Origin of the sequence: Chakrabartyella piscis, from assembly GCA_030067835.1 — a bacterium.
In the GTDB taxonomy this organism is placed as follows: domain Bacteria; phylum Bacillota; class Clostridia; order Lachnospirales; family Anaerotignaceae; genus Chakrabartyella; species Chakrabartyella piscis.
The window spans coordinates 3,360,487-3,382,991 of the sequence record CP092441.1 but is presented as its reverse complement, the minus strand read 5'-3'; the positions used below and the strand labels follow the sequence as shown (position 1 = coordinate 3,382,991).

Below are 22,505 nucleotides of genomic sequence, written 5' to 3'. Positions count from 1 at the left end.
GAGGACGCCATCCCCTACGATGAAACGTAAAATTATCGTCACTGGTAGGTGCGATTCACGAATCGACCGTAATCAACAACCAAAACCATAAATTCATTACAATCATCATCAATCCCACCAGCGGAAACGTAGTTTTCGCCTATCGGGTCAAGCGTCGCACGCTTGCTGGGGGTGGGACAGAGTCCCACGGTCTTGCACTTGACCTTGACTTTGCCTTTAGGAGAATATTTATGAACAACAAACAACTTTTAATGGACTGTGCAAACCAAATGCACGTCAATTTAACAGAAGAAATGGCAGACCAGTTTATGGCATACTCCGATTTGCTTTTGGACTGGAACGAAAAAATGAACCTGACCGCTATCACAGACCCTAGGGAAGTGGTGTTGAAACACTTTGCAGACTGCTTGAGTTTGGTGCCATATCTGGAATTGGACGAAAATTCCTCCATCATCGATGTGGGTACTGGTGCTGGTTTTCCAGGTGTGCCAGTGAAGATTGCATGTCCAGATGTGGAAATTACCCTTTTGGACGCACTCCAAAAACGTCTGACATTCCTCGAAGAAGTGACAGATTCCTTGGCACTTTCAGGTGTCAATTTCGTACACAGTAGAGCAGAAGACGGTGGTCAAAACCCAGAATTTAGAGAGCAATTTAGCCATTGTGTGTCAAGAGCGGTTGCCAATATGTCTGTTTTGGCAGAATATTGCTTGCCTTATGTACAAGTAGGTGGCTATTTTGTGGCACTGAAAGGTCCTGATGTGTCACGTGAATTGGAAGAATCCAAAGTAGCATTGGAGATTTTAGGCGGTGTGGTTAAGGAAATCATCGATATCCAAATCCCATATACCGAATTGGCACATAATTTGGTGATTATAGAAAAAATCAAAGAAACACCAAAGCAATACCCAAGAAAATCTAAGAAAATCAGCCAAAAACCATTGGCATAACCAAGTTACGCCAGTGAAGAATGAATAGTGAATAGTTGAAAAGATAAGATACTTCGTCATGTTGTTCCTCTGCATGACAATAAGGAGAATGTATCACCTATGCGCTGTCATTCCAAATGTAATGAGGAATCTTGATTTTGGTTTTTTGACAGTCTGACCCTATAACATTTGTTATGGGGTTTTTTGTTTGGATTTGCAATGATTTTGTGATTTTTCTATATTCTTGTCATTTCTTCATTGATTTTGTGTTTTTGTTTTGGGAAATACCCTTATTTTTCCATGTTAAAATGAGAAAAAGACAATTACCAATGGATATGCAACACCAAAAGGAGGAATGCTCATGGAACTTTTGAAATTCACAGAAAGACGTATGAAGAAAGAAAAAATGGTGTACCAATTGCCAGTGGATAAAATTCGACCCAATCCATACCAACCAAGGAAATACTTCAATTTCAATGCGTTGGAGGAACTATCCAAGTCCATTGCAGACTATGGTGTGTTGCAACCCATCAGTGTACGCAAAATGACTGGTGGGTATTATGAATTGGTGGCAGGTGAGCGTAGGCTTCGAGGTGCAGATATGGCAGGGCTTACAGAAATTCCAGCCATTGTTTTGGATATTACAGACCAAGATAGTGCGATTTTGGCGTTTATCGAGAATTTGCAACGTCAAAACCTATCTTTTTTGGAAGAAGCAGAAGGCTATCGCAATATGATTGAGGATTATGGTTTGACCCAAACAGAGCTTGCAAAAAAGCTATCCAAAAGCCAGTCAGCCATTGCCAATAAACTTCGTGTGTTGAAATTGGAGGAACGTGTCAAACAGGAATTGACCCTATACCGCTTTTCAGAACGTCATGCAAGAGCACTGCTTCGATTGCCAGATGAAAGTTGTAGGCTTGCCATTTTGGATAAGATGAAAGAACGTGATGCCAGTGTGAAAGAAACAGAAGAAATGATAGAAGAATTGCTGGATTTCTTGGAAGAAAAAGCAAAGAAACCCCAAGGGAAACGAGAAAAACGATATGTAGCGGACTTTCGTATTTACACCAATACCATCAAGCAATCAGTGGAAGTTATACGCAAAAGTGGCGTAGAAGTGGTGTATGAAGACACAGAAAATGAAGATTGCTGTGAAATTATGATTCGCATTCAAAAACAAGAAAAAGCGGCAATGTGAGCGAACAAAGAGCAGTGAAAAGTGAAGAATGAATAGTGAAGAGTTGAAAACCAAAAGCACAAACCAAAACCACAAATCCAAACCATAAAACGAATGTACTGTAGGGGCGTCCCTCTCACCGCCAAAGATATGGCGGTCACACGTAGTGTGATTTTGCATGCAAAATGATGACCCATGTGGGCGCCCGTAATATGTCAACCAAGATTCCTCATTACATTCGGAATGACAGCTTACAGTGGTATACATCCCATTTTTATGAACAACAAATCAAGTCATTCACCCTTCACCATTAGTCATTCACCATAGGCGAAGCCTATTCCCCCATTGTGCTAATCGCCACTGCTGGACAATTGGTCTTTGCTTCCAATACCATTTCTTTGGCATCAGCTGGAATTTCACCACCAATGGCATAGGCTTTGCCATTTGGCAACTCCGCAAATACATCAGAACATAGATTCATACAAAATCGACAACCAATACATGCATCAGATACAGTTACAGTCATAAAAAAACCTCCTTTTCATTTGGAGGTAGTATGTGTGGAATTGCTGTGATTTATGCAATGAAATGAAAAAAAGTGTCAGTAGGGGCGACCTGTGGTCGCCTGCTCGTCATGAACCGCCACAAATTACGGGGTGTCGAGGACGCAATCTCCTACAGTGTATCTTGTTCTGTATTCTTTTCAATTGATTCTTTCTCATACTTCCCTGTTCTATGGCAAAAATCACGATTCCCACAGGTAGCACACCCTCTACCACAACCACGTCGAATGCCAGAACCAAGTTTGTGTTGCACAATAACAGGTATCATCAATATAACAAATATACCAATATAAATAGCCATAAATCATTCCTCCAATCCAAAACAAACAAAAACTACCATCAGTATAGGCTTAATTTTGGGAATAAGCAAGGTAATATTTTACAGAATCTGCAAGTTTTTTGTTGAAATTTCGTTCTTTTACCAACAAATTACAGCTAGATAAACTGGAAGAAAAGGTATATAATAGAAATTAGAAGTCCATTAGACACTGGCATATGTCTATAGTACAGAATAATTTGGTTGCAACACAAAGGTAACAAAAGAGGAGGAGATTCTATGATGACTACAGAGATTTACGACATCTTAGAAATTGTAGCAGGCACACATGCAGCACCTCATGATGTTTTGGGGATGCATGAAATGGAAACACCAGAAGGCAAAATTTGTGTGGCAAGGGTATTTATGCCTTTTGCAAAACAAATCACATTGATCGACCAAGGAAACAAACGCAAAAAATACGTTTTGGAAAAGATTCATGAAGATGGATTCTTTGCAGGTACGTTGAAAGACCGTGATGAGTGGTTCCAATACCAATTGGAATACGTCATGGAAGACGATACCACATGGAAATCCTATGATCCATATTCCTTTGGTCCAACTATTTCTGAATATGACAGATATTTGTTTGGTGCTGGCAATCACTACGAAATCTATAAAAAAATGGGTGGTCGCTTAATGACACATGAAGGTGTCAAAGGTGCAGCCTTCACAGTTTGGGCACCCAGTGCAAAATCCATTAGCCTGGTGGGGGATTTCAACCATTGGGACAACAGAAGAAACCCTATGCGTCAATTGGGTGAATCTGGCGTTTGGGAAATCTTCATTCCAAAACTTGTAGATGGAGATGCTTACAAATACCATATGGTACAAGTGGATGGTAGAATTGTAGACAAAACAGACCCTTATGGCTACACAGCAGAAGTACGTCCAAAAACAGCTTCTGTGTTGTATGCAGATGCAAAATTCAAATGGAAAGACAAACGCTGGTTGAACGCAAGAAAGAAAAAAGACATGAACAAAGAACCTATGAATGTCTATGAAGTGCATTTGGGTTCTTGGATGCGTGTGCCAGAAGAAGAAAATCGTTTCCTTACATATACAGAATTGGCAGAACGTTTGGTGCCTTATGTGAAAGAAATGGGCTTCAACTATATTGAATTGCTTCCTGTTTCGGAACATCCTTTTGATGGCAGCTGGGGTTATCAAGTGACTGGTTTCTATGCACCAACCAGCCGTTTTGGTCATCCAGATGAATTCAAATTGTTTGTGGATACTTGCCACAACAATGGCATTGGCGTTATCTTGGATTGGGTACCTGCCCATTTCCCAAAAGACGATTTTGCTTTGGCAAGATTCGATGGCACTGCTTTGTATGAACACCAAGACCCTCGTCAAGGGGAACACCAACAATGGGGTACTTATATCTTCAACTATGGTAAAAAAGAAGTGAGCAATTTCCTCATTGGAAATGCTTTGTTCTGGTTGGAAGCCTATCATATTGATGGTTTGCGTGTGGATGCAGTTGCGTCTATGTTGTATTTGGACTTTGCCAAAAACGAAGGTGAATGGTTGCCAAATCAATATGGCGGTAGCGAAAATATCGAAGCAGTTGAGTTCTTGAAACATCTCAATTCTGTGATTCGTGGACGTGAAGACGGTTCTTTGATGATTGCAGAAGAATCCACATCTTGGTCTGGTGTTTCCAGAGATACCAAAGAAGGCGGACTTGGTTTTAACATGAAATGGAACATGGGTTGGATGAATGACTTCTTGTTCTATATGAAACAAGACCCTATTTATCGTAAATTCCACCATAACAAAATGACCTTTGGTATGGCATATCATTATACAGAAAACTTTATGCTGGTGTTGTCCCATGATGAAGTGGTACATGAAAAAAGCTCTATGGTCGGTAAAATGCCTGGTGATGATTGGCAACGCTTTGCAAATTTGCGCTTGGGCTATGGTTTTATGTATGGACACCCTGGTAAGAAATTACTCTTTATGGGTGGCGAATTTGGCCAGTACCACGAATGGAGAGAAGCAACCAGCTTGGATTGGCATTTGTTGGAATTCGATGACCATAAAGAAACACAAAACTACATGAAAGCCTTGAACCATTTCTATACAGAACACGATGCTTTGTGGTCAAAAGACTCTGATCCAGAAGGTTTCAAATGGATTGAAGCAGACGATTGCGATAATTCTGTATTCTCCTTTATCAGACGTAGCGATGAAGCAGAATTGTATGTGGTTTGTAACTTCACACCAAATGCATACGCTGATTTCAGACTTGGCGTAGAAGAAGCTGGAGAATATGTGGAAGTGTTCAATAGTGACTTGGAAGAATTTGGCGGTAGCGGCATCACCAATTCTGATGTGATGGTCGCAGAAGATGTGAATTGGAATCGCTTGCCAAAGAGCATCACTTTGCATTTGCCACCACTTGCAATGGTTGTTTTGGAACGCAAAATTGAAAAACCAGTCAAGAAAAAGAAAAAATAAAATCAAATATTGAATTTATATTAGGCGGTGCTTCGGTCAATGTCATTCAGTTAAGACTGAATGACGACTAATGACTAAGGGTGAAAGGTGAAAGACTAGGAAAACCAAGATTAAAATAGTCCTTCACCATTCACTTTTAGCTTTTAGCCGTCATTTAGCTAAGTGTCTTTTTCTTAACTAAATGACATTGGTGCTTCGGTACCGCTTTTTTATTTGCCTAAACGGATACTTGTTAAATGGTTTTTGAATAAAGTTTGGATGAAACCTTTTCAAAGGTTTCTGGGGTGTGGGGCAAAGCACCACGGTCTTGATTTGTTGCATTAGATTTTATTCATTGCAATCCATATCCTCTAAAACACAGCCTGTAGGGGATGGGTTTCCCATCCTGTAAATACAACCATTCGTCATTGTCATTCTGAGGAAGCGGAGCTGACGAAGAATCTTTGGTTTTGCAGGCGATTCGTGAATCGCCCCTACAAGTGGGTATTGGAGTTTTTATAGGGGCACCCATAACACCATAAAACAACAATCCATCAAATTTACAACATATGTCAAAAAAATATCCCAAACCCATTGACAAACAATAATCACCTGTGATACTATTCAGTTAGTAAGGACTAACTACGAAAGAAAATACAAAAGAAAACAATCAATCATAAGGGGTTATAAGGAGGAATTGCAAATGAGTATCGTAATTATTGGTGGCAATGAACGTATGGAAGCAAAATATATTGATATCTGCAACGGTTTTGGCTACAAAGCAAAGGTATTCACAAAGGAAAAAGGTTGTCTCAAAAAGAAAATTGGATGTCCAGATCTTTTGGTGCTGTTCACTTCGACGGTTTCCCATAAAATGATGAAATCTGCATCCCAAGAAGCAAAAAAATCAGGCATTCCTGTGGCACATGTCCATACAAGCAGCGCAACTGCATTGCAAATGTTGTTGGAAGAAAAAACAGCAGCTTGTTGATTCATAATTTCAAGTACAAATTATATATACTACCCTAGAATGTTGAAAGTCTGCATAGGGTAGTTTTTTAATGTCTGGATTTTTGTGAAACGACATATGTAAAACAACAATCATGTATTTGCATTTTGTAGGGGTGACGTTTCGTCACCCGTTGGGATTTCATCGGTCGATTCGTGAATCGCCCCTACAAAAAACCATAAAATAACGTTTTTGAACCAGTAATTAAGAGGTGAGTGGCTTGTCACTCACGGTCTAATAGTAAAATTTATGCCACCAACCAACTGACTGCTGGGGGTGATTTTCAAGAGGGGGCGAGTTAGACCCATCTTGAACCGTACTCCACGCTTCGGAAGTAGTGGCAGCTTTTGTTACTTTTCACTGTTGAAAAGTAAGGTCTGAAAAGCTCTAATACATGAAAAAATTATAGGCTCAAATTCTTGCCACATACTGCCTGCTTCATTGCACACTATATAAAAAATTTCAAATATTCATCCCTATATATCTAATAAAACACAGGTTTCGCCAATTTTCCAAAATTTCCTATATTCAAACAGCATTTTTTCTGGTACAATGAATGATGCTAACGAAAACTGCTTCTTGTATCTTAACTTTACAAAAAATTCACAAAATATATGAGTTTATATTGACGAGATACATCTTTTTGTGTATAATTCAAAGAAGTATGGTAAAAATGCGAATCTGGCGTGTTTTTATCGTCTGAAGTAGTACGAATCTCGCAATCTGGAGGGAGGGGAAATTCATGTCAGAGGTAAAAGTAAAAGAAAATGAATCCTTGGATAGCGCTTTGCGTCGTTTTAAAAGAACATGTGCTAGAGATGGTATCATGGGCGAAGTACGTAAAAGAGAACATTACGACAAACCTAGCGTAAAACGTAAAAAGAAATCCGAAGCTGCTAGAAAACGTAAATTCAAATAATTCTAATTGAATTGTAAACTGAATTGCAAAAAAATCTATGCAGAAAAGGGATGATGATATGTCATTAAAAGAGCAACTTTTGGCAGATTTGAAAACAGCTATGAAGGAAAAGGATGTAGTCCGCAAAGACACTGTACAATTGGTTCGTTCTGGGATTCTTCAAATTGAGAAGGATAACAAAATCGAATTGGATGATGACGGTGTAATTGATGTTGTCAATAAACAACTCAAAAGCAGACGTGACTCACTTCCTGATTATATCAAAGCAGATAGAGAAGATCTGATTGAAAAACTCAACCAAGAAATAGAAATTTTATTGGGCTACCTTCCAGAACAATTAACAGACGAACAAATCCAGATGATCGTGGAAGAAGCGATTCAAGAAACAGGCGCAGCCTCCATCAAAGAGATGGGTAAAGTTATGGCGGTGGTTTCACCTAAAGTAAAAGGACGTGCTGATAATAAAATCGTTGGTGGTTTAGTGAAGAAAATGCTCCAAGGCAATCAATAATCAAACTGAAAGACTTAAGGCGAAAGCTTTAGGTCTTTTTTTTATTTCCCAATGAAAGATAAAAGAGATTTTATATCTTGTAGAGTGCGCATTGTATGCGTATCATCAGCGAAATGCATACAATGCATTCCCTACAAAACAGAAATATATATACCAATACACTGTAGGGGAAGATACCATCTTCCAGAACCAAACCTTCTTCATACATACAACCACGACACATATTGCAAAATGCCATGTAGGGGATGGCGTCCGGGGCATCCCGCAATAAATCAACTGTTTGTACCAATAAATGTACGCAACACACATACATTTCCTAAAATCAGTCCATATTTCCAAGGAAATACACACAAATTTACAAAAAATTGAAAAAAATGAAATTTGTATTATTTGCAATGGAACCACATTGTTTTTCCTGAAATACAAAGAATTAATCACATCTTTCTTGTGAAATAGGAAACAAAACCCATTATATCTAGCATAATTTACAAGAAATCAGGGGTGTCAAGGGTGTTTATAGTGCATAAATATGTCTTTTATATATGGACACTTGACGTTTTGAAAATTGGTGATATAATATACTTTATTGATGTAAAGCATACATGCGTTGAAGTATATGTGCACTAAAGTGAAACGAAACGAAATACAAACAATGGGAAATGAGAGGGGTATACATTATGAAAAAGATTTTGGCAATGGCACTTGCAAGTGCAATGGTTTTGAGCTTAGCGGCTTGTGGAAGTTCTTCCTCTTCTGCATCTACAGAAGAAACAGCAGCTCCAGCAGCAGAAGCAACTGAAGAAGCATCCGCAGAAGGCGAAACTTATACAATCGGTATTTTGCAATTGGTGGAACACGTTGCTCTTGATGCAGCAACACAAGGTTTCCAAGATAAATTGGTGGAATTGTTGGGCGATTCTGTAGAATTCGACTTGCAAAACGCACAAGGTGAAAGCACAAACTGTACCACAATCGCAACCAAATTCGTTTCTGACGAAGTGGATTTGATTATGGCAAATGCAACTGGTGCAGTACAAGCGGCAGCAGCAGCAACTGGTACCATTCCAATCATTGGTACTTCTGTAACGGATTATGCAACTGCTGGTGTTGTAGAAAGCAATACAGCTCCTGGTTTCAACGTAACTGGTGTTTCTGACTTGGCTCCTGTTGATCAACAAATCGATTTGTTGTTGCAATTGGTTCCAGATGCACAAAAAGTGGCAATCATCTTCTGTAGCGCAGAACCAAACTCCTACTTCCAATCTGAATTGGCACAACAATACATCACAGAAGCAGGTTTGGAATTTGTAGAATACACAGCAGCTGACTCCAATGAAATCCAAGCAGTTGTGACAAAAGCAGCAAGCGAATGTGATTCCTTCTACATTCCAACTGATAATACAATGGCGAGTAACATGGAAATCATCAAAAATATCGCACTTCCAGCTGGTATTCCTGTAATCACTGGTGAAGAAGGTATGTGTGGTACTGGTGGTTTGGCAACTCTCAGCATCAGCTACTATGAACTTGGTTTGCAAGCAGGTCAAGTTGCTTATGAAGTATTGGTAAATGGCGCTGATCCAGCAACAACACCAATCAGCTTCGTATCTGAAAACATCGTAGCAAAATATAACGCAGAAGCAGCAGCTACTTTGGGTATCACAGATTTGGAAGGTTTGGTTCCAATTGAATAAAAATAACCAGAAATCAGGATTTCTGGTTGTAGACAGAGGTGAAAAAGACGATTTCTTCGTGCAAGTGCTTTTACAAAGCACCTAGAAATCGCTTTTGTCCTCGACAGGAGTGAATCCTGTCTGCGGATTTCAGTCTGCGACGCTAAAAGAAAAAGAAATTGGTTTTAGTGATCTAAGAAGAATCAAGACTCTACCTTACAAAAAACGCAAAATCATGAAGCATCAATTGTAATTGTAGGGGCGTCCCTGTGTGGGCGCCCGTATTTATGCAATAATGGGAACGAAGGTAGTACCAAATGGGAATTGGTACAAAGGGAAATATTTAGATATTTGATATCTATTGGGATTATGGGGAATTATACGTTTTTATTATCGGGTCAAGCGTCGCACGCTTGCAGGGTTTGGGACAGAGTCCACGGTCTTAATCTTTTGATCTTATCTTTTGATTTTGACTTTGACCTTAGAAGGAGGGAACTTATGTTAGCATTTATGAAAGCAATGCCAGGCTCAGTTGCCCAAGGTTTGATTTGGGGCATCTTGGCAATCGGTGTTTATATCACTTATAAAGTTTTGGACTATGCAGATTTGACAGTTGACGGTAGCCTTTGTACAGGTGGCGCTGTTGCAGTTATGTTGATGTTGGCAGGTGTAAACCCTGTGATTGCAGTACTTTGCGCAGGTCTGGCAGGTATGGTTGCAGGTCTTGTAACAGCTGTGTTCCATGTTGTGTTTGGGATTCCAGCAATTCTATCCGGTATTTTAACCCAATTGGGTCTGTATTCTGTCAATATGCGTATTATGGGCAAATCCAACCAAGCAATCAGCGTGGATAAATATAATTTGCTCCTTTCTTTGCGTGATATTCCACATGCAATCATCGTTTCTGTCATTGTTGTGGCAATTATCATCGGTGTTTTGTACTGGTTCTTTGGTACTGAAACAGGTAGAGCCATTCGTGCAACTGGTAACAATGAGAAAATGTCAGCAGCACAGGGCATTAATATCAACTCTATGAAAATTCTTGGCTTGATGCTCTCCAATGGTCTGGTGGGTATCGCAGGTGCTTTTTATGCACAATACCAAGGCAATGCAGATGTCAATATGGGTCGTGGTGCCATCGTAATTGGTTTGGCAGCCGTTATCATTGGCGAAGTTTTGTTCGGTAAATTCTTCCGTAATTTTGCATTCCGCTTGACAGGTGTTGTGTTTGGTACTATCCTTTACTTTGTAATCATCGCAGTGGTATTGCAACTTGGCTTGAGCACAACCGACTTGAAACTGGTTAGTGCATTGATCGTAGCCATCTTCTTGGCAGTACCTTATATGCGTGGACAATATTTGATGAAACAAAAAAGAGGAGGTAAATCAAATGCTTAAATTACAAAACATTAGAAAAACCTTCAATATTGGCACTCCAAATGAAAAAGTGGCTTTGGATGGCTTGAATTTGACTTTGAAACCAGGGGATTTTGTAACCATCATCGGTGGTAATGGCGCTGGTAAATCCACTATGCTGAATGCCATTTCTGGTGCTTGGGCTGTGGATTCTGGGGAAATCATCATCGATGGCGTAGATGTAACCAACTTGCCAGAATACAAAAGAGCAGAATATTTGGGACGTGTGTTCCAAGACCCTATGATGGGTACTGCAACAGATATGGAAATTGAAGAAAACCTTGCAATCGCTTATAGACGTGGCAAAAAACGTGGTTTGTCTTGGGGAATCACTTCCAAAGAACGTGAACTCTATAAAGAACTCTTGAAAACACTTGACTTAGGCTTGGAAACTAGAATGCGTAGTAAAGTAGGCTTGCTTTCTGGTGGTCAAAGACAAGCGTTGACACTTTTGATGGCAACACTCCAAAAACCAAAACTCTTGCTTTTGGATGAACATACAGCAGCTTTGGACCCTAAAACAGCTGCAAAGGTATTGGAATTATCAGAAAAAATCATTACAGAAAATGGTTTGACCGCTTTGATGGTCACACATAACATGAAAGATGCCATCGCTCATGGCAATCGTTTGATTATGATGGGCAATGGTAAAGTCATCCTTGATATTGAAGGAGAAGACAAAAAGAAACTGACAGTGGAAGATTTGTTGCAGAAATTCTCTGTGGCAAGCGGTAGCGAATTTGCAAGTGACCGAGCGCTGCTCAGTTGATGACATTGTTATTATCAAATTGAGGCGCTTCTGCCTCACTCTCCCAGAGGGAGCTGCTCCCTCATCCCATTTCAAGTGGCGTAAGCCACGAAGACAGAGACTCATCCTTCGGGTCTTTGTCTTTTTTAATTGGCGATTGTTTTTGCAATAGGTGTTTCTATGGTTTTTCATTGCGGGCGACCACATAGGGTCACCCCTACATTTGTTATGTGGCTATTTGTATTGCTATGGTTATTGGATATTGCATTTGGGTCGATGTGGGCATCAACCCCTACATTTAGACAAAAAAATAACTACCTGTCATAGAACTTTTCACCGAGTTGAACAGGTAGTTTAACAAAATGAAGGTCACCACTTGTGGCGGTTTCCTACTTAGCTAAAATATAGCATACACCATCAAATTTGTAAAGCACATCTTTCCTAATCACAAAGGAAGGGTGTTTTTTATTGTGGCGCTTGTTGTAAAATATTGTTGGATATAGTATACTATAGAAATGGATTGCTGTTTGGCGGTTGGTCACTTCCTGTGAAAGGAGGTGATGCCTGTGGTTACATACTCAGAATTATTTTCGTTCTGTTTGGTAGTTATAGGAATTATTTCCTTGTGTAGATACAAGAAATAAAACGACCGCCTAACAAACGTTAGACGGTCACACCCTTTTGGACTGGCTGCCTCGTCAAAAACAGCAATCCTATTACATAAAATATAGCATACACCATCAAATTTGTAAAGCACATCTTTCCTGATCACAAAGGAAGGGTGTTTTTTATTGTCCAAAAGAAAATCAATTCATGGATACCTCTTTTATTGCATATCCTATCAATAGACAAAAAAAGGTGGTGGCAACATGGGAGTCAGACGCAATGTAATTGAAAAACTAGAATTGCCCAAAGAAGTGGTTTTGAATCTACCTTTATTTACCATAGTGGGCAAAGAAGAAGTGACCATTGAAAACCATAAGGGTATCATTTCCTATAGCGAAGAAACCATACGCATTGGCACCAAAGTCGGTGATTGTGTCATACATGGTAGGGATTTGCATTTGAAGCAATTGACAAGCGATTTGTTGGTGATTTGTGGTGTCATTGGCAGTGTTTCATTTTTGATGTAATACGTTAACTTGAAATCAGGATTTCAAGTTGTGGTCATAGGTAGAAAAGACGATTTCCTCGTGCAAGTGCTTTTACAAAGCACCTAGAAATCGCTTTTGTCCTCGACGAAATGCGATTCCGTCTGCGGATAAAAGTCTGCGACGCTAAAAGAAAAAAGATTTTTGGTTTTATATATAGTGCAATAAAAAATGATGCAACATCGTAGGGGGGATTCCATATCCACCCGCAGCACACCATCATCTTCAGGAGGTGATTTCTTGTTCTTGGCAATTTGGTATTTTCTATTTGGATCTGCAAAAATCAAAGTCACAGGTTTTGGCACAGAACGTCTATTGAACATCCTTTCTTACAAAGGGGTATACGTTTTTGATGTGGCTTGGAAGGGTGTTGGTGTTTCTTTGCGATTGCCCAAAAAGGACTTGCCTATCTTGGAAGATGCCATCCAACGTGTGGGTTGCCATTTGGAATCGGTGGAATATGGTGGCTTGCCTGCTCTACTTCATCGGTTTCGTGGACGTGAAGTTTTGGGTGTTGGCTGTTTGGTATTTGCTTGCATGTTATATGTGTTATCATCCTTTGTTTGGGTGGTTTCTGTAGAAGGCAATGAACGCATTTCACAAGAGGATATTTTGGAGTATTGCAAAGAATTGGGTTTGTCACCTGCCAATTGGAAAAGAAACATCTCTACAGAAGAGATTACAAAGGCTTTGCTTGTGGAATTTCCAGATATTTCATGGGTCAGTGTTGGCATAAAAGGCACCAATGCCACCATCAAACTGACAGAAACCATAGAAAAAGTGGAATTGATTGACAAGGATATTCCAACAGATGTGGTTGCCACAAAGGATGGGGTTGTGGTACAAATTACAGCAGAACGTGGCACACCAATGGTTGCAATTGGCGATGTGGTCAAAACTGGCGATATCCTCATCTCATCAGAAATCCAACTGGGGTTAGAAGGAGAAGATGGGTGGGTGGAATATGTCCATGCAGAAGGCAGCATCCAAGCCAGAACTTGGCAGTACCACACAGAAGAATTGGATTTGACCTACATAGAACAAAGGGAAACAGACCTACAAAAGGACAATTACCTTCTGTATTTTGGAGATGCAGAAGTGGATTTGCTCCAACCCAAAATGGAGGGAACCTTTGCCATACAAGAAGTGTATACAAAATGGATATCCCTTGGAGACTTCTCGTTACCCATTGGAATTGCCAAAGAATCCTATCATTCCTACACTTTGGAAGAAAAAACATGGTCCATTGACGAAGCAAAGAAAAAAATAGATGAAAAAATTACAAAAAAAGCAGAGAATATATTGCAAACTCGTGGTACAATAGAGATGATGGACATTTTGTATACAGAATTGGATGATTCTGTGAAAGGTGAAGCCATTGTTGTGACAATAGAGGAAATTGGTGCAGGCAAAACTGCCACAGTGATGAAAGGATGGGATGCTGGTGCAAATGGCACAAATGGAGAAAACATTGCAAATGGAGAATGAAGTTATGTTGGCTGTATTCGGTCAATTTGATGGAAACATTCGTAAAATCGAAATGGTTTGTAATGTAAAAATTGTCAATCATGGGGATGATGTGAAGGTATCTGGTGCAACGAAAAACACCATGCGTGCTTGGAATGTACTAAAAGCATTGGCAGACATGGCAAAGAAGGGGGAACCCATCACAGAACAAAGCCTCAATTATCTCATTTCCACAGCAGACGATATGGATTTGGAAGAAATGGAAAAACTCCACAGTGATTTGATTTGTTTGACTGCAAATGGCAGACCACTGAAAGCCAAAACCATTGGACAAAAGAAATATGTGGATTTAATCAAAAAGAATACAGTGGTATTTGGTGTTGGACCAGCAGGTACAGGTAAAACCTATCTGGCAATGGCAATGGCAATCACTGCTTTTAAAAATAACGAAGTGAATCGTATCATTTTGACCAGACCAGCCATTGAAGCTGGTGAAAAGTTGGGCTTTTTGCCTGGGGATTTGCAATCTAAGGTAGACCCATACCTAAGACCTTTGTATGATGCGTTGTATGAAATTATGGGTGCTGACAATTTCCATAAAAATATGGAACGTGGTGCAATTGAAGTGGCACCTCTTGCTTATATGCGTGGTAGAACCTTGGACAATGCATTCATTGTGTTGGATGAAGCACAAAATACCACACCAGAGCAAATGAAGATGTTTTTGACACGTATTGGATATGGTTCCCAAGCAGTTATCACAGGGGATGTGACCCAAATCGACTTGGGTGATGGCAAACGTTCTGGCTTGTTGGAATCCACCAAAATTCTTTCTGGTGTAGAGGGCATTGGTATGATTACCCTAACCAACCAAGATGTGGTGCGTCATCCTTTGGTGCAACGAATCATTATGGCATATGAAACACATGAAAAGAAGAAACAAAGCGATACGAAAAGAGAAGTGAAACGTGGAGCGAATAGAGTAGCAAGGAGTGACACAGGTGGCAGATTTGACAAAGGAAAAGAGAAACGAAACCGGTTTTAAAGAATACCAAAAATGGGTTTTGCTTGGTGTGGCATTTTTGGTGTCGGTGATTATGGTTTGTAGCAGTGCATATCAAACGGACTTGGAAGCGGTGGAAGTGGGCAGTGTTGCCACCAAAGACTACATTGCACAAGAGGATACCATTGACGAAGCGGCTACAGAAAAGCTTCGAACAGCAGCAGCCAATAGCGTTGGACCCATCTACAAAATTGATTCGGTGGTGGAGCAAACCACAACCCAACAAGTCAATGATGTGTTTGAATCTTTGCGCAATGCTTTGCTTACCTTGGAGGAAGAAGAAGTTTTTTATGATGTGGTGCAAGAAATTTCTTTGGCACTGCCCATAACCTTGGAAAGTAGACACTTGGCAGCATTTGAAACCCTATCCAGATACAATCAAATTGTGTTTGGAGAAAATTGTGTGGATGTGCTCCATCAAATTTATAGCGAAGGACTTTCAGCAGATGAATTGGAAGAAGGCAAAGACACTGCTTACATCGCTTTGAGTCAAACTTCTTGGTCTGATAGTTTGCAAGATATGGGATATGTCATTGTGGTGGCAGCAATGGAACCAAACCTTGTGTTGGATGAAGAAGCCATGGAATTGGCAAAAGAAGAAAAGAGAAATGAAGTTGATGATGTACAAATCCTGAAAAACCAAAAAGTCTTGGGTGAAGGTGAAATCGTCACAGAAGAAATGTATGAAAAATTGGTGACATTGGGCTTAGTGGGCAGTGGCAGCTTGGAAACCAACCTGAATTTGATGGTGGGTGGATTTATGTTGTTGGCATTGGCATTTGGCGCAGTGTTCCTATTCTTTAGATGGCATCCAAAGGGTGGCGTTTTGGAACCAAAGGAAATGAGCATTTTGTTTGTGTGCTATAGCATTGGTCTTTTGTTCCTGTGGGCAATGCAAAGTGTGGCGTATTATACTTTGATTCCAGTGTCCATATTTGCAGTGCTGGTCAGCTTGCTCATTGGTAGAAGATTGGCAATTTTGCTCAATGGATTCTTTGCATTTCTGGCTTGTTTGATGTTTTATGGCAACTTGGAAATATTGCTCTATACCTTTGTTTTGGGTGCTTTTGGCGCTATCATCATCCAAAAAACAAAGAAACGTTCTAATATTATGGCGGTTGCCTTGGCAATGGCAATGGTTTCTGTGATTACCACCTTGGCACTCCATTTGTTCTTTGGGACAAGCATAGATGGTAGCCTTTTGGTGAAAGTGGCTTGTGGTGCATTCACCAGTATGATGGTTGTCATTGTGGCAATGGGTAGCTTACCATTTTGGGAAACCACATTTGAAATCAATACACCTTTGCGTTTGGCAGAATTGACCAATCCAAATAACGAATTGTTGAAACGATTGATGATTGAAGCACCAGGTACATATCACCACTGTTTGTTGGTTGCAAATTTGGCAGAAACAGCGGTTTATGAAATTGGTGGCAATGGTGCATTGGCAAGAGCGGGTGCATACTATCACGATGTTGGAAAGCTGAAATATCCCATGTTCTTTGCAGAAAATCAATCAGGACATAACCCACATGACGATATGAGCCCATTGGAAAGTGCACATATCATCACAAGACATACAAAAAATGGTATGGAACTGGCTAAGGAATATAAATTGCCAACAGCAGTTTCAGCCTTTATTGAAGAACATCACGGTACAAGCCTAGTGAAATATTTCTATTTCAAAGCCATGAAAGAATATGGTGCTGAAAACGTGGATGAAATGGACTATCGCTATATGGGGCGTATTCCAAAAGGTCGAGAATCGGCAGTGGTCATGCTTGCAGACGTGGTGGAAGCGGCTATGCGTGCAATGCTTGGCAGTGGCAAAACCTTGGCAGAAGCAGAAGTTGCAATGAAAGGTTTGATCAAAGATAAAATGGATGATGGACAATTGGATGATAGCAACTTGACTTTGAGCGAAATCCAAGTGATTCAAGCTGCTTTTATGAAGGTGTTCCATGGTATGTATCATGAACGTGTCAGCTATCCAAAACAAGAAGAAGTGGATCAGGTGAAACAAGAAGCACGTGCCAAAATCCAAGCAGAAAAAGAAGTGGAAGCGGCACAAAAGGCAGAAGAAGCTAGAAAAGCAGAAGAAGCCAAAAAAGAGGAAGAAGCGAAAAAAGAAGCAGAAACCGTAGAAGAAACACAAGAAACAGTAGCAGAAACAACGGAAGAAACGAAGGTGGAAACAAATGACGATACTCATTGATTCTCGTGTAGAGGATACAATCGAACTTGAATGGACAGTGGCAATGGAACGTATGGTTTTGGAGGCTTTGGCGTATGAAAACTTCCAAGAACCATGTGAAATCAGCATATCCATTGTGGATAATGTGGAAATTCAGCAAATCAATAAACAATTTCGTAATATCGATAAACCAACGGATGTTCTGAGCTTCCCACTTCTGACATTTGCAGAAGATGAAGTTATGGAACGTAATGAAAAAGACGAAGTGATGCTGGGTGATATCATCATTTCTTTGGAACGAGCACGTGAACAAGCGGAGGAATATGGACATTCTATGTTGCGTGAAATGGCATTTCTCACAGCACATAGTATGTTCCATTTGCTGGGCTATGACCATATGACCGAGGAAGAAGAAATAGAAATGTTCGCCAAACAAAATGCAATATTGGAAATTGCAAATATTGGACGATAAAGGATAAAATCAAGATTCCTCATTGCATTCGGAATGACAGCCAACGGTGGTATACATCTGATTTTGTCATTCTGTAGGGGCGAAGAATCTTGTAGGAGCGATCCATGAATCGACCGTAATATCCCATACCCAACCAATATATGCATGGATATGGAATCCATCCCTATAATGAACATATAAATATCGGCACTTGTAGGGGCGACCAGTGGTCGCCAGCAAACCTAAAACCTTACACCAAGCAAATTGCAAACCACATCAATATCAATCTTAAATAATCGGGTCCAGCGTCGCACGCTGGCGGGGTGACGGGGCAGAGCCCTGTCGGTCTTAATAGGAGGAGCTTATGAACCCACTAATAGAAAAATTCAAAGACGTAAAACTAGAACCAAATGCACGTACCATGGAAGAAGTGGTTCAATACATGGAAGAAAACTTGGGTGCGTATCGTGTGAAGATTTTGGAATCTGAATACTTCGCTCATCAAAAAAATGCAATGGAATTCGCCAAAACCATTGGCACCACAATGCCAGAAGGTGGCGACGACATCAGACGCTATAGCTTGCCAAATGGACTTTGTGTGGTGCTTGGCATGGAAACAGAATATATGACAGCAGAACACGGTATGAAATATTACCATCAACTTTGCCAAGTCAAAGGCTTAACACAAGAAGATATCGATACCAAAAATGACCGTTGGTTGCAATATGTTCTTTTGATGGACATGAATCGTGATTGGGAAATCCAAGATGCTGCATTCAAATTGTTCCAAGAAGAAGAATTGGCTCGTAGAACAGCAGAAGTAGACGCAGCCACAGAATAATTTCATATAAAACCAAGATTCCTCATTGCATTCGGAATGACAGCTAACAGTGGTATACATCTGATTTTGTCATTCAGAGGAGTGTTCCACAGCGACGAAGAATCTTGTAGGGGCGATTCACGAATCGACCGCTATTTCAAAACAAACTGTAGGGGTGGGTTTCCATGCCCACCTATAATCAACACAATAACTGTAGGGGTGAACCTATGTGTTCACCCGTAATGCAAACTAAAATTAAGGAGTATACATGAAAAAATTTTATTCAGGTTTCGTTTCTTTGGTGGGCAAACCAAACGTAGGAAAATCCACTTTGATGAACTGCTTGATTGGTGAAAAAATCGCCATCACAAGCCATAAACCACAAACCACAAGAAACAAAATCACCAGTATCTTGACAAAAGACGATTTCCAATGTGTGTTCTTGGATACACCGGGTATCCATAAACCAAAACATAAATTGGGCGAATATATGGTGAAATCTGCAACCAATACCTTCAGCGATGTGGATTTGGTGCTGTTCCTCATTGAACCAACAGACCGTATCACAGAAAAAGATGAGTTTGTTTTGGAATGCTTGGCTAACGTGAAAACACCAGTTGTGTTGGTCATCAATAAATTGGATACTGTGGATCGTGAAAAAATGGTGCAAGTGGTGGAAACCTATAAAAATCGCTTCCCATTTGCAGAGATTGTACCGATTTCTGCAATGAAAGGCACCAATACTGATACACTTTTGAAAGTCATCAAACAAAGTCTGCCAGAAGGACCTCAATATTTCCCTGGGGATATGGTGACAGACCAACCAGAACGCCAAATCGCATCTGAAATCATTCGTGAAAAGGCTTTGCGCTTGTTGCAAGAAGAAATCCCCCATGGGATTGCAGTGGAAATTATGTCCATGAAAAAACGTCCCGACCAAAATATGGTGGATGTGGAAGCAACCATCTATTGCGAAAAGGATTCCCATAAAGGTATCATCATTGGCAAACAAGGGGCTATGCTCAAGAAAATCGGCACACAAGCTCGTGGTGATATGCAACGTCTTTTGGGTACACCTATCTATTTGCAACTTTGGGTGAAGGTGAAGAAAGATTGGCGTGATAGCGATTTCCTTTTGAAAAACTTTGGATATGATAAGAAAAATATGTAAGGTCAAGGGCAAAGACCTTGGGGACTAGTCCCCAATACCCCTACCAACGTGCGACGTTGGATCCGATTTAAAACCGTGGTCAAAATATTTTGCCCACAAAATGGATATATCAATTTGATGTACTTGTAGGGGCGATTCACGAATCGACCGCAATACCACAATGCAAACGTGAATTTGGTGGAAAAACGGTATGGGAAACCCACCCCCTACAATGAATATATCAATTCGATGTACTTGTAGGGCAAGGGCTTGCTCTTGCCGTCAACCTAAAATCTTGTACTCAATAAATTGCAAACCACAATTAATATAAATTTTAAATAATAGGGTCAAGGGGATTATCTCCTTGCGGGTTGTAGGGCAGAGCCCTACGGTCTTACTCTTTTGATCTTATCTTTTGACCTTAAGGAGGTTTTTACCATGACAAATGCACAATTGATGGACTTGGCAAAAGAAGCACGTAATATGGCATATGCACCATACTCACATTTCTTGGTAGGTGCTGCAATCTTGGCAGAAGACGGTAGGGTTTTCACAGGCTGTAATGTAGAAAACGCATCCTATGGCGGTACCATCTGCGCAGAACGCACCGCAGCAGTGAAAGCCGTTTCTGAAGGTTGTAAATCCTTCAAAACCATAGCAGTTGCAACCAGTTCAGGCGAATGGGGTGCACCTTGTGGTCTGTGTCGCCAGTTCTTGTATGAATTTATGCCAGAAGGCAATGTTTTGATGTGGGATGATGCAAAGGGTATCAAAGAAATGCCATTGAAAGAATTATTGCCAATGGGCTTTAGAGGCGAAGATATTAAGTGATGACTAATGACTAATGGTGAATGGTGAAGGACTTTGAAAAGCAACGGGTTGTCAGGGACGCCAACCCCTACAACGTATACGTGAATTTGGTAGGCAACCAACGGGGTGTTATCCATACGTGAATTTGGTGGTATGTAACGTAAACTTCAAACCACCACCAACCAACAGGATGCCATACATACGTGGATTTTATGGCACTTGTAGGGGTGTCCCTGTGTGGGCACCCGTAACGTAAACTTCAAACCACCACAAACCTTAATTTATATTACCAATAAAATAATCATGGCGGAAACGTAGTTTTCGTAACTAAAGTTTAGGTCAAGCCTTTTCAAAGGGTTGCAGGTGTGGACAGAGTCCACGGTTTTGATCTTATCTTTTGACTTTAACCTTATCTTTTCAGGAGTACCTATGTCAGTAGAAAAAATACGTGGAATCATCATAAGCGAAACTGCAAAAGGCGAAAGCAACAAACAACTTTTGTTACTAGCAAAGGACAAAGGTCTTGTTTGGCTGTCTGCAAAGGGCGCCAAAAACACCAAAAGTAAGTTGCTTGCTGGTACCCAATTGTTTGCTTATGGTGATTTTACAGTCCATGTAGGCAAAGGCTTCTATTCTGTGACACAGGTGGACTTGATTTCTAGCTTTTTTAACATTCGCTTGGATATGGAATCCTTGGCAGAAGGGGTGTATATGACAGAACTGTTGCGCAATACTTGCCAACGTGATTTGGAGCAAAATGAAGTATTGCAACTGACGTTACGCACCTTGGGTATGCTGGAGAAGAATATTCTGCCACCAAGTCTTGTATCTCGTATTTTTGAGGTGAAATATCTGCAATTATCAGGCTTTTTGGCAGAAGGCTGTGCCAATTGTGGTGACGATTCGATACGCCTTTTTTATCACCATAAAGAAGGTGTTTTGTTATGCCCACTCCACAAACAAAGTGGCGATTTGCCAGTGTTGCCAGCAGTACAAAAAGCCATTTCCCATGTTTTGACACATGATGGCACACAAATGTTTGGCTTTCAACTGTCCAAAGAATCCTTGGAGCAGTTGGACTTTGTGCTAGGTGAAATGGTGGATGTCCATATGGGTATGCGTCTCAAAAGTAGGGATTTTGGCAAAGGTCTGTTTTAGGCTAAGAAACAATGATGAATGGTACTTGTAGGGGCGATTCACGAATCGACCGAAAACCAAAGATTCCTCACGTTGTTCGGAATGACAGGCTGTGGTGATCATATCATAACATTCTTTTCCATCATCAAATCCATCCCCATACACATACCCAATAGAAAACTTTGGTATTGCCCGTGGTCATTTTCCTCGGCAATACAAGACAGATACAAAGAATGGTATGCATCAAATCGACTTTTGTCTTCTGGTGTCATAGAGGATTCAAAATAAGCACGCTCTGCTTCCAATAAATGAAATAATTCCATATTTTCAGGTGTACCTCTCTTATATTTCAATTCCCAAGGTAAAATATCCCCTTCAAATACCGCTTGTAAAATAGATTTTTTCATATTTTTTCACTCCAATCAAACCTTAAAAAGTAATAAAATAAACTATATAGTTTTATTGTAAACTTTAAAAGGCTATTTGTCAACAAAATAGTAATAAACTTTAAAGTAAGAAATCAAACGAATCATTGTATTTTCAAACGAAT

General features: G+C 40.2%; 21 protein-coding genes. 18 read left to right on the top strand and 3 right to left on the bottom strand.

The window, feature by feature from the left end; all coding sequences use genetic code 11:
• Positions 1-230: 230 nt before the first annotated feature.
• Both rsmG and noc read left to right on the top strand, forming a co-directional pair.
• On the top strand, positions 231-950 hold the full coding sequence (rsmG, locus tag MJY40_RS15375; RefSeq protein WP_317855057.1) for a 16S rRNA (guanine(527)-N(7))-methyltransferase RsmG: 720 nt from the start codon (positions 231-233) through the stop codon (positions 948-950).
• A gap of 340 nt (positions 951-1,290) precedes the next feature.
• A complete protein-coding gene (noc, locus tag MJY40_RS15370; protein WP_317855056.1) occupies positions 1,291-2,130 on the top strand; it encodes a nucleoid occlusion protein in 840 nt (279 codons plus the stop codon).
• Between the two features lie 313 nt (positions 2,131-2,443).
• Here noc and MJY40_RS15365 read toward each other — a convergent pair whose 3' ends face one another.
• Together MJY40_RS15365 and MJY40_RS15360 are read right to left on the bottom strand one after the other, a co-directional pair.
• Positions 2,444-2,635, bottom strand: a complete 192-nt coding sequence (locus MJY40_RS15365; RefSeq protein ID WP_317855055.1) for a ferredoxin — start codon at positions 2,633-2,635, stop codon at positions 2,444-2,446.
• Positions 2,636-2,784: 149 nt separating this feature from the next.
• Positions 2,785-2,973 (bottom strand): hypothetical protein, encoded by a 189-nt coding sequence (locus MJY40_RS15360; protein WP_317855054.1) that lies wholly within the window; start codon positions 2,971-2,973, stop codon positions 2,785-2,787.
• A 255-nt stretch (positions 2,974-3,228) separates the two neighbouring features.
• Between MJY40_RS15360 and glgB the strand changes: the two genes are divergently transcribed.
• The 16 genes from glgB to recO all read left to right on the top strand — a co-directional run bounded on the left by glgB (position 3,229) and on the right by recO (position 21,976).
• Positions 3,229-5,457: a 1,4-alpha-glucan branching protein GlgB gene (gene glgB / locus MJY40_RS15355; protein WP_317855053.1), complete on the top strand. Its 2,229-nt coding sequence runs from the start codon at positions 3,229-3,231 to the stop codon at positions 5,455-5,457.
• A gap of 682 nt (positions 5,458-6,139) precedes the next feature.
• Entirely contained in the window at positions 6,140-6,427 is a 288-nt protein-coding gene (locus MJY40_RS15350; protein WP_317855052.1) for a DUF2325 domain-containing protein, read from the top strand.
• A 760-nt stretch (positions 6,428-7,187) separates the two neighbouring features.
• On the top strand, positions 7,188-7,364 hold the full coding sequence (gene rpsU / locus MJY40_RS15345) for a 30S ribosomal protein S21 (protein ID WP_022255363.1): 177 nt from the start codon (positions 7,188-7,190) through the stop codon (positions 7,362-7,364).
• Between the two features lie 58 nt (positions 7,365-7,422).
• Positions 7,423-7,875 carry a GatB/YqeY domain-containing protein gene (locus MJY40_RS15340; RefSeq protein WP_317855051.1) on the top strand — a complete coding sequence of 151 codons (453 nt, stop codon included), beginning with the start codon at positions 7,423-7,425 and terminating at the stop codon, positions 7,873-7,875.
• Positions 7,876-8,552: 677 nt separating this feature from the next.
• Entirely contained in the window at positions 8,553-9,569 is a 1,017-nt protein-coding gene (locus tag MJY40_RS15335) for an ABC transporter substrate-binding protein (RefSeq protein WP_317855050.1), read from the top strand.
• A 477-nt stretch (positions 9,570-10,046) separates the two neighbouring features.
• A complete protein-coding gene (locus tag MJY40_RS15330) occupies positions 10,047-10,946 on the top strand; it encodes an ABC transporter permease (RefSeq protein WP_317855049.1) in 900 nt (299 codons plus the stop codon).
• Positions 10,939-11,733, top strand: a complete 795-nt coding sequence (locus tag MJY40_RS15325) for an ABC transporter ATP-binding protein (protein WP_317855048.1) — start codon at positions 10,939-10,941, stop codon at positions 11,731-11,733. The genes MJY40_RS15330 and MJY40_RS15325 overlap by 8 nt, the downstream gene beginning before the upstream one ends.
• Before the next feature lie 848 nt (positions 11,734-12,581).
• A complete protein-coding gene (yqfC, locus tag MJY40_RS15320) occupies positions 12,582-12,845 on the top strand; it encodes a sporulation protein YqfC (protein WP_317855047.1) in 264 nt (87 codons plus the stop codon).
• Positions 12,846-13,103: 258 nt separating this feature from the next.
• Positions 13,104-14,351, top strand: coding sequence for a sporulation protein YqfD (locus MJY40_RS15315; RefSeq protein ID WP_317855046.1), 1,248 nt, complete (start codon positions 13,104-13,106; stop codon positions 14,349-14,351).
• Positions 14,314-15,375 carry a PhoH family protein gene (locus MJY40_RS15310; RefSeq protein ID WP_317855045.1) on the top strand — a complete coding sequence of 354 codons (1,062 nt, stop codon included), beginning with the start codon at positions 14,314-14,316 and terminating at the stop codon, positions 15,373-15,375. The genes MJY40_RS15315 and MJY40_RS15310 overlap by 38 nt, the downstream gene beginning before the upstream one ends.
• Positions 15,332-17,608 (top strand): HD family phosphohydrolase, encoded by a 2,277-nt coding sequence (locus MJY40_RS15305; protein WP_317855044.1) that lies wholly within the window; start codon positions 15,332-15,334, stop codon positions 17,606-17,608. The genes MJY40_RS15310 and MJY40_RS15305 overlap by 44 nt, the downstream gene beginning before the upstream one ends.
• On the top strand, positions 17,592-18,059 hold the full coding sequence (gene ybeY / locus MJY40_RS15300; protein ID WP_317855043.1) for an rRNA maturation RNase YbeY: 468 nt from the start codon (positions 17,592-17,594) through the stop codon (positions 18,057-18,059). Before MJY40_RS15305 ends, ybeY begins: the two co-directional genes overlap by 17 nt.
• 343 nt (positions 18,060-18,402) lie before the next feature.
• Positions 18,403-18,879 carry a hypothetical protein gene (locus MJY40_RS15295; protein WP_317855042.1) on the top strand — a complete coding sequence of 159 codons (477 nt, stop codon included), beginning with the start codon at positions 18,403-18,405 and terminating at the stop codon, positions 18,877-18,879.
• A 247-nt stretch (positions 18,880-19,126) separates the two neighbouring features.
• Complete coding sequence (gene era, locus MJY40_RS15290; RefSeq protein ID WP_317855041.1) at positions 19,127-20,029, top strand: GTPase Era; 903 nt, start codon at positions 19,127-19,129, stop codon at positions 20,027-20,029.
• 417 nt (positions 20,030-20,446) lie between these two features.
• The gene (cdd, locus tag MJY40_RS15285; protein ID WP_317855040.1) at positions 20,447-20,839 is read left to right on the top strand and encodes a cytidine deaminase; all 393 of its coding nucleotides are present in this window, start codon (positions 20,447-20,449) and stop codon (positions 20,837-20,839) included.
• A 408-nt stretch (positions 20,840-21,247) separates the two neighbouring features.
• The gene (gene recO / locus MJY40_RS15280; protein ID WP_317855039.1) at positions 21,248-21,976 is read left to right on the top strand and encodes a DNA repair protein RecO; all 729 of its coding nucleotides are present in this window, start codon (positions 21,248-21,250) and stop codon (positions 21,974-21,976) included.
• 98 nt (positions 21,977-22,074) lie between these two features.
• Here the strand turns inward: recO and MJY40_RS15275 are convergent, their stop codons facing one another.
• The gene (locus MJY40_RS15275) at positions 22,075-22,362 is read right to left on the bottom strand and encodes a DUF6809 family protein (RefSeq protein ID WP_317855038.1); all 288 of its coding nucleotides are present in this window, start codon (positions 22,360-22,362) and stop codon (positions 22,075-22,077) included.
• Between the last annotated feature and the right edge of the window lie 143 nt (positions 22,363-22,505).

Excerpts from the sequence above, each read along its gene's own strand:
- rsmG (WP_317855057.1), top strand. The coding sequence starts at position 231 with ATGAACAACAAACAACTTTTAATGGACTGTGCAAACCAAATGCACGTC.
- noc (WP_317855056.1), top strand. The coding sequence starts at position 1,291 with ATGGAACTTTTGAAATTCACAGAAAGACGTATGAAGAAAGAAAAAATG.
- MJY40_RS15365 (WP_317855055.1), bottom strand. The coding sequence starts at position 2,635 with ATGACTGTAACTGTATCTGATGCATGTATTGGTTGTCGATTTTGTATG.
- MJY40_RS15360 (WP_317855054.1), bottom strand. The coding sequence starts at position 2,973 with ATGGCTATTTATATTGGTATATTTGTTATATTGATGATACCTGTTATT.
- glgB (WP_317855053.1), top strand. The coding sequence starts at position 3,229 with ATGATGACTACAGAGATTTACGACATCTTAGAAATTGTAGCAGGCACA.
- MJY40_RS15350 (WP_317855052.1), top strand. The coding sequence starts at position 6,140 with ATGAGTATCGTAATTATTGGTGGCAATGAACGTATGGAAGCAAAATAT.
- rpsU (WP_022255363.1), top strand. The coding sequence starts at position 7,188 with ATGTCAGAGGTAAAAGTAAAAGAAAATGAATCCTTGGATAGCGCTTTG.
- MJY40_RS15340 (WP_317855051.1), top strand. The coding sequence starts at position 7,423 with ATGTCATTAAAAGAGCAACTTTTGGCAGATTTGAAAACAGCTATGAAG.
- MJY40_RS15335 (WP_317855050.1), top strand. The coding sequence starts at position 8,553 with ATGAAAAAGATTTTGGCAATGGCACTTGCAAGTGCAATGGTTTTGAGC.
- MJY40_RS15330 (WP_317855049.1), top strand. The coding sequence starts at position 10,047 with ATGTTAGCATTTATGAAAGCAATGCCAGGCTCAGTTGCCCAAGGTTTG.
- MJY40_RS15325 (WP_317855048.1), top strand. The coding sequence starts at position 10,939 with ATGCTTAAATTACAAAACATTAGAAAAACCTTCAATATTGGCACTCCA.
- yqfC (WP_317855047.1), top strand. The coding sequence starts at position 12,582 with ATGGGAGTCAGACGCAATGTAATTGAAAAACTAGAATTGCCCAAAGAA.
- MJY40_RS15310 (WP_317855045.1), top strand. The coding sequence starts at position 14,314 with ATGGCACAAATGGAGAAAACATTGCAAATGGAGAATGAAGTTATGTTG.
- ybeY (WP_317855043.1), top strand. The coding sequence starts at position 17,592 with ATGACGATACTCATTGATTCTCGTGTAGAGGATACAATCGAACTTGAA.
- MJY40_RS15295 (WP_317855042.1), top strand. The coding sequence starts at position 18,403 with ATGAACCCACTAATAGAAAAATTCAAAGACGTAAAACTAGAACCAAAT.
- era (WP_317855041.1), top strand. The coding sequence starts at position 19,127 with ATGAAAAAATTTTATTCAGGTTTCGTTTCTTTGGTGGGCAAACCAAAC.
- cdd (WP_317855040.1), top strand. The coding sequence starts at position 20,447 with ATGACAAATGCACAATTGATGGACTTGGCAAAAGAAGCACGTAATATG.
- recO (WP_317855039.1), top strand. The coding sequence starts at position 21,248 with ATGTCAGTAGAAAAAATACGTGGAATCATCATAAGCGAAACTGCAAAA.
- MJY40_RS15275 (WP_317855038.1), bottom strand. The coding sequence starts at position 22,362 with ATGAAAAAATCTATTTTACAAGCGGTATTTGAAGGGGATATTTTACCT.